Source organism: Pseudomonas sp. GW821-FHT03A09 (genome assembly GCF_059421065.1).
The window spans coordinates 162222-176411 of record NZ_JBWKUX010000011.1 but is presented as its reverse complement, the minus strand read 5'-3'; the positions used below and the strand labels follow the sequence as shown (position 1 = coordinate 176411).

Below are 14190 nucleotides of genomic sequence, written 5' to 3'. Positions count from 1 at the left end.
CTTTGAACCAATGGCGACGAATAAACAAATCAGCGCGCACTCTGCTTAGGTGGAGCTAGTACTGCCATGTCGGCGCGGAACGCACAGGAATCAACGGCTCATCAAAACCGGTATAAGGTGTTCCGATAGGAACTGCCCCGCCCTCCTCATCCATAAGTCGACTATTACGCATCGGATGCCAGAGAGTAGGTTTTAATGCTGCCTTTAAGTGTCAACTGTGGCTGTAACTGTCATCGTCGCAATGCAGTACCGCCGCTATAGGAAATTCAATAGTAGTTACGACATGTAGTATGACCAAGGAATCTGCATTTTCAATGCGGCGGGCGAATGCTCTGCTGTACAACGTACCGAACGAAAAGTTTGGCTCCAGGTACGTGGAATCTTTCGTTGCTGCAATGAGCTGAATTCAATAGGAGGCGGAGAAAAGTTGGTGCGTGCCAATGAGCAGTACTACCTGCTAAGAACTGGAGCGCCTACCTCATCGGAACGCATCGACGCGGAGACTTTTATCAACGCCGCTATAAACTGTGGAATACATGGTGAAATGAACCTGAACTTATCGCCCGTCGCAAGATTAGTGTAATCAGTAACCTGGAGTAAGTTCGAAATGAGCGGTCGCACCATCTACCTTTTCATGTGGGGATATCAAGGCGCTTGACTCGCATCTAACCGGAGTCAGCACAGGGATACTCCTGATCAGGAGCGACAATTGTAAACCTGTGAGTCAATTTTGCGCAGGGCTGTTTATTCCATGCATCACTGTGGCGAGGGAGCTTGCTCCCTCGCCACAGATTATCGCTGGACAACTTCCCTGGGTTAGAAGCGGAAGGTAAAGCCCGCGTTGATCCCGCTGTTGTTACCGCGGTTGGACAGCAAACCGCTGTAGCTCAACGACACCAGCGTGTCCTGGGTCAGGGCCATTTCCGCACTGGCCTTGATGATCGCACCGTCGCGAGCCACCGGCACACTATTGACCGCAAAGGCGTTGTCGCTACCAGTGAATTTCAGCGAAGCCTCACGATCGGTATCACCGAACTGATGTGCCCAGCCCAACTCGCCACGCAAGGTCACCGCCGACGAGCTGCTGACCGGCAGTTGGGTGTGAGCCCTCAGACCCAGGGTGGAGAGCGTTGCATCCTGGCTTTGCTTGCTGGCATGCAGGGCCGCGGCGCCACCTTTCTCCTTGAACGAATCGCTCTGGTAGTTCAGGTAGGTCAGGTTGGCAAAGGGTTCGAACGCGGCCCACTGGGTATAACCGATCTCGGCGAACACTTGATCGGTGCGTGCGCTGTAGTCGGCTCGTTCATGGTCCGACTGGCTGGCGTAAACCACGCGCCGTGAGGTGTCCAGACGGTGCCAGGTGGTGGCACTGCCCAAGTGCAGGGCAATCGCATCGAAACGTTTGCCGCTGTAGATCGACAGGTGATAGTTGTCGCTGTCCGCCGAGGCCGACGACTCGCCATTGAGGTGGCTCTGGGTGTAGCCGGTGGCCGCACCCACGCGCCAGCCATCGCCTACATCCGTGTCCAGGCCCAATAGCACGCCGCTGGTGGACGACGAATAGCCACTGGCATTGTTGTCACCGCTGACGTTATCGCGACCGCCCAGCAGTTGCACCCAGCCGCCGTTGTCGCTGGCCAGGATCTGCGCGCTGGAGTCCAGCGCCTGAGCCTGTTGCAGGCGGCCGTTGACGGCTTCGCGAATGTAACGGCTGTCGGCCATTTGCGCCGCCGCCACATCCGAATGCAGTTGCCCCGACAGTTGTTTGAACGCCTCCCGCGCCTGGGCTGCCGAGTCGGAAGCCAGCAGGCTTTCATACACCGGGCTGCCGGCGCCCAATGTTTCGGCCACTGTCGCCACTGCATGTTCATTACGCGTTTGCGCGACGCTGGCGAAGGTCGTCTGGTTGCGCTCCACCGCAAGGCTCAGCAGGTTCGGCTGATAATTCAGCTGGGTGCCGATAAACAGGTAATTGGGCGAGATCGCCGCAAATTGGCCATTGATGCCTTGGCTGGCGCTGAGGATGTTGAACTGCTGGCCCAGCAAGCTACGTGCCTCGGTGAAGGTCAACAGGTTGGGACTGTTTTCCAGGGACACCGTCACCGCACCACCGTTGAGGGTGGCGGCGCCGCTGCTCTGGATCTGGTCGCTCCGGCCATTGGGACCCACTTCCACGGCGTACACCGATCCTGGGTTGAACGTCACATCGCCGGTGTGCAGCGTGCCGATCGAATGACCTGGCGCCACACGGCCTCCAGTATTGACGGTCAAGGCCCCGACCGTGCCGTTGCCGGCCAGTATGCCGCCCAGGGTGGTTGTCACGCCGTTGTCCGCGTTCACGGTGCCTACGGCGCTGTCATCCACGGTCACGGCAGAGGTCAATGCGCCGTCCACCGACAGCTTGCCGCCACGTACCCAGGTGCTGCCCGAATAGGTGTTCTGGCCTTCCAGCACCAGTTCACCGTCTCCGGACTTGGCCAGGCTGCCGACGTAGGTGCTGCCAGTGAGTAGATCCTTGCCACGTATCAACGTCGCCTGTTCCCGCGCGCTGCCGATTTCGTATTGAAACTGATCGTCCGCCGACGCATTAGCAGGCAAGCCGTTGAGCCAGCCTTTTTGCTGTTTGGTGGCGGTCCAGGTCGCCTGTTCGGTGGCGTCTTCCGAGCGACGGGCGCGAATTGCCTCGTCGGAAATCGGGTTAGCCCAGATATCGCGAGTGCCGGTGGGCAATGCTACGGCCTCCGAACCAAGGAACTGCCCCGGCCCCTGCATGGCTTTTTGCAGGTTGGGCAAACCCCAACCGTTGACCACGCCAGGCACTTGCGGCGTACCCGGTGCAGCATCGTGCACCGGTTGCAATTTGTCGTAGGTGCGGCCACCGGCCTGGTCCCCCACCGGCGTGTCGGGACCGTCCGGCGCTTGCAGGCTGGAGGTGGTGAGCAATACATCGCGGGCCTGGCTGGCGGTCATGTAGGGGAAGCGTTGAATCACCAGGGCCAGGGCACCGGAAACGCTCGGCGCGGCAGCTGATGTGCCGTTGGCATTGGGGATAATTTCACCCTCGGGTCCGGTAGACGGAATCCCCGAAACGCCCATCATACACCACCACTTAGACGTACCGCAACGGTTGTAGACCTGAGCGCTGGTCTCGTCGTAGCCGGTGATCGAGAGGAATTTGCCTTCGATGTCCGGCTTGAAAAACGGCAGGTTGGCGTTGGTGTCCGGGTTGGCGCCATGGCTGTTGTTACCCGCTGAGATAATCTGGATAAAGGTATTCTGCCGGGCCGTATCGGCCATCGCGTCCATCCAGGTTTTTTGCCCGGCGTGGGCCTTGTCCCAAAACGGGCGATAAGCGGCGGTCATGTCGCGCAAGTTGTCCGCCGCGCTGTCGCCGACATTGCCGAAGTGGTTCTCTACATCGTTGCGCGAGTTTTGCCCCCAACTCTGGTTGACGATCGACACATTCTTTGCGGCCAGGGCGTTGTAGCTGGCCATGAAGGCGTTGTAGTCGAGGTCATTGGAGCCTTGGTACCGATCGTTGTCGCTGCCACCTGTGTTGGCGACAAAGATATTCGCATCGAAGGCAATGCCGTGCATACCGGTGCCATTGCGGCTGGCCCCAAGCACGCCGGACATTTCCGTACCGTGGCCATCGTTGAACGCCGGGTCATATTCTCCTGAGATATTGAAATGCTCACCCTGCTGGAACTCGCCGCTGGGCACTTCAAGACGGTAGCGCGGATGGGTGGCGTAGTACTCGCCGGTAGAGGTCACCGTCTGCACCCGGTCCTGGCCCTGGGCATTCTTGCCCTGGAACTCAAAATGCTCGGCGAGGACCCCCGAGTCGAGCACGCCGACATTCACGCCCTTACCGGTGATGCCCAAGGCATAAGCGTAGTATGCATTGGTGCGGTCCAGGCCAGAGTTGACCTGGGCTTCCGGAGTCTTCCAGGTTTGTGCGTTGGCGCTCCAGTCACGTGTAGCACCCGCCCAGGATTGACCTGCATTCAGTTGCCCGTTGAGGTTGCTGCTGACGCCCGGTTCTACATAGACATAGGGCTTGGCGGCGGGCAGATTGGAGATGATTGCCTTGGAAAAATCGAGAATATCGGTGGTGTAACGGCCGTTGTTGTTGAACAACCGGCTGCGGTAATAGCCCAGAAGCGAGTAGTAGTCCAACGGCCGCTTGGTATCACCAAGCATGGCGCTAATTGTAAGGTTTTCTGGTTGCAGTTCGTAGTTCTGCTTGAGGGCCGAGTCAAACTTGCCGGACTGGGCGGCAAAATCCTTGGCCGTTAAATCGACGATCTCCGCGTATTTAAACCCCAGCCCCTTATATACGTCGGTTTTGGGGCCAAACGAGGCAACGGCTTTCCTGAACGCAGCTTCAAGCACCTGAGACGTATAGGGATTATTGGCTGCTGGCGCTTCTTGCGCAAAAGCCACGCCGGCCTCGCTCATCAACAAAGTAACAGCCCAAGTGATGGGTGTGAGCCTCCATTGTCGCGCTGTGAGTAGATGTTTTTTTATACTGCTTGAATCATGATCTGAAATACTCATTATGCTCCCCTCGAACATGTAATTATTTCTAAATGCGTGTCATCGGTTTTTATTTTTTATAGGCAGAAAGCAACTTGATCATTTCGGGCTTCGAGCCCCGTATTAATATATTTATCACTGGCCAGCACTGCGACTTTTTTGTGCGAACAACCAAGAAGCGGGGCGCCACTTGGTAACTTCAATAGCGTTTTAATCGCTGCAACAGGGTTTGGCTTTAAATAAAATTCTGTGGTTATAATTCCCTCATCAAAGTGGGTGCAGCAGGCCTTCTCAAGACAATACCGTGATACAAGTCGTTAAATATTTAGGAATAGTCTGAAAAACTAAAAGCGAACGGATATTAGGGAGAGTACCTCAGCCGAAACCCTCTTCTTATTTGCAGTAAGAGCTGCCCTTCGAGGAACAGATTTAGGTCAACCTTGAACAGCTACACTTTAGCCTTGCTGCCCACAGGACGGCAAAATACCGGGACTTCCAGCCAAAAGTTTTCACGCACGTAGTCCACGCTTGCACTCATCCCCCCATCGAAGATCGCTGACTCCCTCACCCCGGTATCCGTTTTTTGGCTAGCTGCTAAGTAGCATCCAAGATCCCGGCGTCACCAAAAAACGATGTGACTCCGGAAAATGGTTGCCAGCAAGGGACACCTTGCCCCCCGAATCACGACTCCAGTACGACAAGAAATGCCAACACGTGCGGATACGGGAAATTGATCGCGGCGTTACCGATGATCTAGTGCTCACGTGTAACCCGCGGCACGAGGCTAACGCGGGCCTCGGAAAACTCGGTCTATGAACATCAATCGATGAACAGTTGCGATCATTTGAGGCGTACTGAATCAGTATTATTGAGCTACTGATCTGCTTATGAACATCTGACATCGCCCACTTTTCAACGCTACAACGACACCTATGGGCACGCCGCTGGCGATGAGTGCCTGAGTGCAGTGGGTCAGGCGATTGAGCACGCGATCAAAAGACCAGGGGATTTGGCGGTCAGGTACGGTGGAGAAGAATTTACAGTGCTACTACCGAATACCAACAATGCGGGGGCAACGCAGGTTGCCAACGATATTCTGGAAGCCATTCGAGCACTGAAAATCAAGCACACCGAACATCCGCTCGGCTACGTCACCGCCAGTGCCGGTATCACTACAAGCCACCCGGCCACTGAGCAGGTCACCCCAGCGACTTGCTGAAGTCGGCTGACGCGATGCTCTACCTGGCCAAGCAAAATGGTCGCAATGGCTGGCGCGCCACTGAAGTGATTGTTCAAAAATGATCGAGATCGACTCATTCCAAAGGCAAAGAAAAGCCCGGCATTTCTGCCGGGCTTCAGCTACAAGCGCTACGCGCGCCGCTTGATTGCGACCTTGGACCAAAGGGTAAAGGCAACAGGTGGTGTCCAACCCGAGTTCGAGGTGTGCTCCTGCAGGCACACATACTTATTGCCCTCGTACGTCACACCCTCCTCCTTGCGATACCGATAGTTCAACTGCCACTCCGGGAACTCTGGATCGGTGATGTCTCCAGCGGTTCGAACACTCAGACTCTGACTGGGCAGTGATTCTTTTCCCAAAGAATCGGTTGCCGTGACAAAGTAGCTGTACTGGGTATTCGGTGTCAGGCCTGAATCGTTCAGCGTTAACGCCGCCGTGCGTCCTATTGCAGTCCCATTGCGGTACAGCGTGTAGGTCTCGATTGGACGAGGACCGTTTGAAGCCGCCCAACTCAAGCTCACGCTGGTTTCGATCACGCCCCTGGAGGTCAGATTGGCCGGGGCTGTCGGCCGCTCTTCCCCACCAGGCTCGCCGTGGATCAGCGGGGCGTAACGATTGTAGAACTCCCAGTTGTAGTGAACATTCGTGCTACTAACGCCATCATCCCAGTTGATCGACCAGGTCATTAGCCCCTTGATGGGGTGGCCGGCGGCATCGAGACGCTTGAACGCATTGACGACCGCCGCAGGATCAATCACATAACCTGTTGCCGCGGCGTCCACGTTGGCCGGTAAACCGATGACAAACTTGTCCGCAGAAATGGCGATGTAATCCCGAGTACCGGTTACCAGGCTCTCAGTCAGGTAGTAGAGAAAATCTTCTTTCATCGCGTCATTGTTCTGCGCAATCCAGGCACCTTGACCGCCATTGGCCTCCTGAACCCAAATTCCATCGCCACCCTGGTTGTAGTACTGAGGCGCGATGAAGTCGTAATACCCCTCAAGCGCCTGAATATAACCTACGTATTTACCGCCAACCCTGAGGTAGGGGAACTCGGGGGCCATGCTGATGATGAAATGCTTGCCTTCGCCTTTGTAGTGATCCTTCACCAGTTTCAAAGCGGCAGGCAGCACTGTCTTGTTGTCAGCAAAATCAATGGCGCTTTGCTCGAGGTCGATATCCAGCCCATCAAAACCGTAGACCTCAACCAAACGAATGATTTCATTCGCCAGTGGCTGCTCATCCCCTTTGTGCAACTCGATATGCGCGTCGGCACCACCCAACGAAATCAACACAACCCTTCCCTGATTGTTAAGCACGCCCACCTGACGACGGAACTCTTCATCAGAGAGGTTATAGGGTTTAAAGGTAGGGATGCCCTGGCCTTTCATAAAAGCCACAGCCACAACGTTGTAGTCCTTGGGTACATCCACCAGATTCAGATTAGCGAACTGCCCACCTTGATAGCCGTCACTATGACCGGCTGCCCAGTTATGCCAAAACCCCATCAGAATTTTCTTGTTGGCAATACTCGGCATCAGGGAGGCCGAGTCACTGACGTTAGACTTCAGTAATGAAAAATCAATCTTAGACATTGTTCTATTCCCTCAGAACCGTACAAAGAGCCGTGCATGGCTCATGGTTTATGGGTTATTTAAAGTTCACGTCAAATGCCTGATAAAAGGCATTTCCGGTATCCGCAACAACCCACAGTAAGACAATGACGTGATGGCCTTTTTTACCCGTCGGCAGTTTCACTTCATGCTCAACTTTTGCGTTCAACTCGGCGGTGTGCTCATAAAAGGGAACTTGCGTATAGAAATCCTCATAGAAAGACTTTGGCTCAAGCTGAGCGCGGCTAATACGTTTCTTCGGGTCCCAGCCATCCTTGGTGATAAACCAGCTGTAGCCCCGAGTCACGTGGGCCATGGCATATACCCATTCGACATGAAATATCTGACCAGGATCGACATTTAATAGAGGCCAGGTAAATGTGCGACCCAGCTTCTGGCTCATTTCCTCATTGGTAAAGTTAACGCAATCGCGGGCATCGGTCCTGCCCCCACTGAGGATGTAGCCATCCGCCGGTGGAGCTGAACTTGCGCTATCCGTCTCATACGGCCGAGGGAAGGGACCAGCTGTCAATGACGGAAAGTTTTTTCCTCCTTCCATTTCGTTAGCTTGCCAGTCAAGAATAAGTCCTTCCTGTGTGGCAATAGCACTACGGCTAGGTGGGGTAACTACACGACCGTGTTTCAATTCAGGTTTGGATTCTGGTTTGTTCATAATATTCACTCCTTTGATTTATTGACCTCCCTCTTGGGAGAACTCTTAGGCTAGCGCAACACCTAGCGTTGTCCACTTTAAAAAACAGACGAGATAGCAAGAATCAAAGGCCAAAAATAATTCATGTTTTTTTCAGCGCCCAGCACTTTACCCCCGATTAAAAATAATCGGAGGATGACACGCCCCTTGCGACTCGCCACTAACAAACGCAGGCTTTTTCAACACACAATCTGTAACATTAACGCTTACACCATTCGTCTGACCTCTGTATCTATTCGACCGAACCCGTTTCAGAAAATAGAGATGTAGTACACCCCGTCATAATTTTCCACTACCAAATCCAGTAGTCACCTATACCCATTCGAAATACAAATTCCGGCGCAACATAACTTCGACTCACCGAAAAGAAGTATGGACAGTTTGAAAATGTCGACTATGGTGAGTTGACGCCCAATCAGGCAAATATTTCAGCGTCACGTGGGTGAATAGGTCACAGGACAATTGCGCAGCAGTCTGTGCGTACAGTTTTCTGCCAGGAGGCATACGACGATGAAAACAATAAAAGAAACTTCGGCTTTCATTAGAATAACCGAGGACAGCAAGACATTTTCGACCCTACAGAAAGGCTTCAATCTCCGCTGGCCTCCCAGCACCGGAACCGGTGCGAAGCGCATCTACGTCTGTAAAACCCCAGAAGAAGTCCTCGATGCTGCGAATGAAGCGCTCTCGCAAGATTTTCGAATCACCGTCAGGAGCGGCGCGCACTGCTATGAAGGTTTTGTCTCGAATCAGTTAAATACCGAACACTTAGCCATTATCGACGTGGGCGAACTCAAAGGGTTCTCGCATGATGCTGAGGGTGACATTCAACCTTTGTATGCGCACGACAGCAACGAACCTACGCACTATCAATACGCCGCCTTTACCGGTAATCAAAACTGGGACGGCTATGTGGCAATGTACAAACAGAGTGGCAAGACAATACCTGGTGGCTCATGCTACTCCGTGGGGGTCGGCGGTCACATTAGCGGTGGTGGCTACGGCTTACTGTCTCGCCTTCAGGGGTTAACCGTCGATTGGGTGACTGGCGTGGACATTTTGATCCCTGACCCAACCAACAGCGCAAAAATGCTCATCCCCATTCATGTCAGCCCGAACTCAAGACAGAAAACCCACCGCGAGCTTTTCAAGGCGTGTTGCGGTGCGGGAGGCGGCAATTTCGGCATCATCATTCGCTACTACTTCAACAACCTGCCCGAAGCCCCACAAAAAGCCTACTGGACCACGCTCTCTTGGGAGTGGTCGGATTTCGATAAGGTCAGTTTTAGAACATTCTTGCGCGGCTATCACACCTGGTTCGCCAACAACGACGCAGACGCGACCTCCAATATTTTGTCAAAAGCAAACGGTGGTCTCTTCACCCTGCTGAAACTGAATCACATCGACTCCAATCCGAAAATCATCCTGGCCATCCAATACACAGGACGTGATGGCATGGTGGGTGATCATGAGCGAGACGCTCCCTTTAATGATTTTCTCACTGCAATAAACAGTGCAGCCCCGGGTCATGGCAAGCTCTACGATGGATTTGTATTGCCAAACATTGCTCCAAGGCCTCATAGCATGGCCGGCAGCACGATTACCAAGGCCTCGCCAGGGCTGCTTATGGACTGGTTTTACATCACCCAGATGATTAATGCGTCAGGCAACAACCAAAGAGGCAAATACAAGTCTGCCTACCAAGTGGATAATTTTACTGATGCTGAGTGTGATGCGTTTTACGACAACCTCAGTACCCGGTCTACCGACGGGACCTTCAGTCAATCACTTGTCCAAATTGATTCTTACGGGGGGAAAATCAATAGCCTTGGTCAAGGCGACACTGCCGTGCCCCAGCGAAAATCCTTATTGAAGTCTCAATTTCAAACGTACTGGACCGATCCCGCACAAGACAGTGTGCAGCTCGCGTGGATCAGTAAAATTTACGAAGATGTCTACGCCAGTCAGCCTAACAAAAGGCCCAGTGTCGATGGACGCTATGAAGGCTGCTATATCAACTACCCGGATGTGGACATGCTCACGGTAAATGGCGCAGCGAATGACAGCTGGCTTGAGCTTTACTATGGAAACTCAGGACTGGTAGAGGAGTTGATTCTGTTGAAAAATCAGGTGGACCCAAAAAACCTCTTCAGACACCAGATGTCGATCCCACTCGCACGAGACAAGAAAAAACAATAAAACACACACGCCTAGCAGCACCCGTTGCTTTGCCAGTGCGTGCGCTCGGACATCATAGAACCTTCAACCAAGGTAGGGATGCGATGAGCGGCCTATACCGACAATAACGTGCTTGCCACCGGCAGTGAGCCCGAAGACCAGGCCGCCCAAACCGACGCGTGGTCAGCCGGCATCGCCTATGGCGCCCTGCTGCATGACATCGGCAAGATCGCCGTGGACTTAGAGGTCGAACGCCAGGACGGCCGCCTGTGGCACCCGTGGCAGGGCCCACTGGATCAACCCTACCGGTTTCGCTACCTCAAGGGTCGTGACTACCATTTGCATGGCGCTGCCGCGGGCTTGCTCTACACCCAAATCCTCGACCAACCGATCCTCGATTGGCTCAGTAGCTTCCCGGCGCTCTGGGCCAGTCTGCTGTATGTCCTGGTCGGCCACTATGACCGCGCCGGGGTGTTGGGTGAGATCGTGCTTCAAGCCGACCGGGTCTCCACCGCACAAAACATCGGTGGCAACCCCAGCAAGGCCCTGCATGCACCGCGCCATTCGCTGCAACATCACCTGATCAGCGGCCTGCGTCATCTGGTTCAACACGAGCTAAAACTCAACCAACCCGGCGCGGCCGGATGGCTGACCCAGGACGCCCTGTGGCTGGTCAGCAAGGCAGTGACCGATAAGCTGCGGGCCTATCTGCTAGCACAATCGATTGAAGGTATTCCCTCCTCCAACCTCGCGGTATTTGACGAACTGCAATCCCATGGCCTGATTGAACCGACCCCACAGGGCAAAGCCATCTGGACCGCGCTCGTCGACCAACCAAATTGGCAGCAACGCTTGACCTTTTTGCGCCTGCAACCTGCGCTGATTTGGGGCAGCGAAGAACGTCCCGAGGTGTTTGCAGGGACCGTGAGCGTGGTGCTGGACGACGCCCCAAGCCACGACCCGTCATCACCGCCGTCGCCGATGGCAGCCCCTACCGGCGCCACACAAAACCCACCCCAGCCCATCGCCCTGCGGCAGGAGGAAGATGACTACCTGAACGCCTTACTGGACCAGGTCGACGCGGTAGCCCCCGAACCCGCCTCTGTGACGCTCGCAAGTACACCCGCCACCGCGGGCACACCCGGTCAGGTATTCCTCGATTGGGTCAAAGCAGGCCTGCACAGCCACACACTGATCCTCAATGACACCAAGGCCCGGGTGCACACGGTGAACGGTTCGGTGTTTCTGGTCACGCCGGGCCTCTTCCAACGCTACGTCCAGGAGTTTCCCGGCATCGCCAAGGGTGCCAATCAATCGCTTGAAGAATGGCGTTGGGTGCAACGACAGTTTGAACAGCTGAAACGCCACAAAAAACGCGACGATGGATTAAACATCTGGACCTGTCAGGTCCAAGGGCCTCGAAAAAAGGCCCACCTCAAAGGTTACTTACTCGAGACGCCCACAGTGCTGTTCGACAGCGTGCCTGCCGACAATCCGTTTCTGACCCTCACCGGCACTTAATCACTGACGGTTTAATACACCGGCACAGCCTAAATCGTACCTGCCGTTGCAGACACCTAACGGCGCAAAAACCAGGTTTGGCGGGCGACACACATGAGGTAAAGGCCAGAAAGATTGCGCAAAAAACGAGGATTAGGCGTGGCACACACGCTCCTGAGCAAGGGTCGTACCCTGGCCAGGGGCCTCTGCTAAATCGGAATTTTTTAGTTTTCCAAACTGAAATAAAAAGTAGGCAATATCGCTGACTGCTCGATTTTCTACGCCAGTAGCGCTACAAGCCGCAACGCAATGCTGACCGCAGGTAAAACAACACCGGCGCGAGACCGGTGCCAGGTGAATACTGTATTTGTACTCTTGATTCAACTTTTCCCGCTGAGATTTTCTCTCCATGACGCAAGCAAACCTTCCTGAAGAACTCGATCAACGACGCCATCATCAATACTACCAACATAGGTAGTATCCAATTGAAACTCAAAGGAAAGGCTGGCTTTTTCAGATAAGTACCTAACAGCATCAATCAGCTCTTCTACTTCCTCTAGATTCTTCGAGTCCACATCAAGAGGGAGTATGCTCGGCGGTAAAGCTGAATAAATTTCCAGCATCCCACCTACGACCTCCAAGCCATTCTCGTCTATCTCATCAATCAAGCTTGGTGGCGCAATGCCCCATACCCTTGACGCAGCAAGATCTTTCACAAGCTGCTGCACATCAGACTTAGTTAACTGGTCCAAATCCTGAGCCACATAGAAGATTAACTTCTGCTTCGCATGATCTAGCGGCATGACATGCATTACTCAGTTCCTTTCTTCGGCGGGTATGCTGGAAGTGCTGACCCAGGACCGCCAGGATTATATCTAAAGCCTCCCGGCATATGCGCGTCTAAATGACGTGTATCAGGCAGCGGCACGGTAAGTGGCGAACCCTGAATATGATGCATAGGAATTCGCTCACCCTTTAGCCCGGCATCTTCAGGGAAAACCTGAATCCATGCATCACTGGCGCCCGGGACTGGCGTGATAGTCCCACACCCGCAAAGTCATCGAAATCACCCGTTAGGGTGAGGGCTGGCGCGTGAACCGCGGAACCGTCAAGCCCAGGCTTTCGCGTAAGGTCGAGCCTTCATAGGCGGTGCGGTAAACGCCGCGCTCCTGCAGCAACGGAATGACTTCCTGGGTGAATCGATCAAATTGCCCAGGGTGCCCGATGTAGATATTGAACCCATCCACGGCCCGCGCTTCGAACCAGTCGGCCATTTTCTGCGCGACCGTGGCGGCGCTGCCAACGAAGGCGCCTGGGCGCAGTTGCCGGCCAAACTCGACGGTTTGGCGCAGGCTGAAGCCTTTGTCCCGGGCTTGATCGGCGATGCGCTTGGCGGCGGTGAAAAAGCTGCTGCGCGCCGCCTCCAGGCTCTCCTGAGGGAATGGCGCATCCAGGTCGTACTGACGGAAATCATGCCAGCCAAAATTACGCCCAAACTCCTTTAGTGCCAGCTCAAAACTGTGGTCGGCGTGATGATAGTGCTGCTCGATTTCCCGGGCATGTTCATCGGTGTCGCCCACATAGATTTCCGCGCCCGGCATCACCAGTAATCGCTCAGGATCGCGGCCGTGTTGCACCGCCCTGCCCTTTATATCCCGGTAAAACGCTTGGCCCTGCTCGATGCTGGCGGCATGGGTAAAAATGACATCTGCCGTAGCGGCGCCCAGGTCGCGGCCTTGTTCTGAGTCGCCGGCCTGGAAGATCACCGGTTGGCCTTGCGGTGAGCGTTGGATGTTCAACGGACCGACCACCGAGAAATGCTCGCCCTTGTGATTCAGGCTGTGCAGCTTGTTCGGGTCGAAGAACTGGCCAGTCGCGCGATTGCGCACGAATGCATCGTCCTCGTAGGAGTTCCACAGCCCCTGCACCACTTGCACGTGTTCAGCCGCGCGGCTGTAGCGGGTGTCGTAGTCATAATGTTCGTCACGACTGTAGTTGCCAGCGGTACCGGCATCTCCGCTGGTGACCACGTTCCAGCCGGCGCGGCCTTTGCTGATCAGGTCCAGTGACGCCAGTCGCCTGGCGACGTTATAGGGCGAGTTGTATGAAGTGGTCAGGGTGCCGACCAGGCCTATATGGCGCGTGCTCACGGCCAGTGCCGACAACAGCGTCAGCGGCTCGAGGCGGTTGAGGTAATGGGAGGGCGACCCGGGAGTGATGAACTGGCTGTCGACGATAAACATCAAGTCGAACAGGGCCGCCTCGGCCTGGCGAGCGATGTCGATGTACCAGTCGACGTTGACGCTGGCATCCGCTGGCAACTGTGGATCAAGCCACAGGTTGTGGCGTCCCGGCCCACCGCAGCCCATGGTCAGGGCGCCCAGTTTGAGCTGTCTCTTGGTCATCTC

6 protein-coding genes and 2 pseudogenes are annotated in these 14190 nt (G+C 54.8%); 3 read left to right on the top strand and 5 right to left on the bottom strand.

Annotated elements, in window-relative coordinates; translation table 11 throughout:
• Positions 1 to 816 precede the first annotated feature (816 nt).
• A complete protein-coding gene (locus AC07V4_RS20455) occupies positions 817 to 4461 on the bottom strand; it encodes an autotransporter domain-containing protein (protein ID WP_492636703.1) in 3645 nt (1214 codons plus the stop codon).
• Positions 4462 to 5449: 988 nt separating this feature from the next.
• On the opposite strand from AC07V4_RS20455, the pseudogene AC07V4_RS20450 reads away from it, so the two are divergent.
• A pseudogene (locus AC07V4_RS20450) lies at positions 5450 to 5841 on the top strand (GGDEF domain-containing protein); the annotation flags it as partial.
• Positions 5842 to 5907: 66 nt separating this feature from the next.
• Here AC07V4_RS20450 and AC07V4_RS20445 read toward each other — a convergent pair.
• Together AC07V4_RS20445 and AC07V4_RS20440 are read right to left on the bottom strand one after the other, a co-directional pair.
• Complete coding sequence (locus AC07V4_RS20445) at positions 5908 to 7374, bottom strand: glycosyl hydrolase family 18 protein (protein WP_492636702.1); 1467 nt, start codon at positions 7372 to 7374, stop codon at positions 5908 to 5910.
• 55 nt (positions 7375 to 7429) lie between these two features.
• Positions 7430 to 8065, bottom strand: a complete 636-nt coding sequence (locus tag AC07V4_RS20440; protein WP_492636701.1) for a lytic polysaccharide monooxygenase auxiliary activity family 9 protein — start codon at positions 8063 to 8065, stop codon at positions 7430 to 7432.
• 549 nt (positions 8066 to 8614) lie between these two features.
• Between AC07V4_RS20440 and AC07V4_RS20435 the strand changes: the two genes are divergently transcribed.
• Together AC07V4_RS20435 and mobH are read left to right on the top strand one after the other, a co-directional pair.
• Positions 8615 to 10303 carry a BBE domain-containing protein gene (locus AC07V4_RS20435; protein ID WP_492636700.1) on the top strand — a complete coding sequence of 563 codons (1689 nt, stop codon included), beginning with the start codon at positions 8615 to 8617 and terminating at the stop codon, positions 10301 to 10303.
• A gap of 108 nt (positions 10304 to 10411) precedes the next feature.
• Positions 10412 to 11803: pseudogene (gene mobH / locus AC07V4_RS20430) on the top strand (MobH family relaxase); the annotation flags it as partial.
• 359 nt (positions 11804 to 12162) lie between these two features.
• On the opposite strand, the gene AC07V4_RS20425 reads toward mobH, so the two are convergent.
• Both AC07V4_RS20425 and AC07V4_RS20420 read right to left on the bottom strand, forming a co-directional pair.
• Positions 12163 to 12594 (bottom strand): hypothetical protein, encoded by a 432-nt coding sequence (locus AC07V4_RS20425; RefSeq protein WP_492636699.1) that lies wholly within the window; start codon positions 12592 to 12594, stop codon positions 12163 to 12165.
• Between the two features lie 261 nt (positions 12595 to 12855).
• Positions 12856 to 14187, bottom strand: a complete 1332-nt coding sequence (locus tag AC07V4_RS20420) for an LLM class flavin-dependent oxidoreductase (RefSeq protein WP_492636698.1) — start codon at positions 14185 to 14187, stop codon at positions 12856 to 12858.
• Positions 14188 to 14190 lie beyond the last annotated feature (3 nt).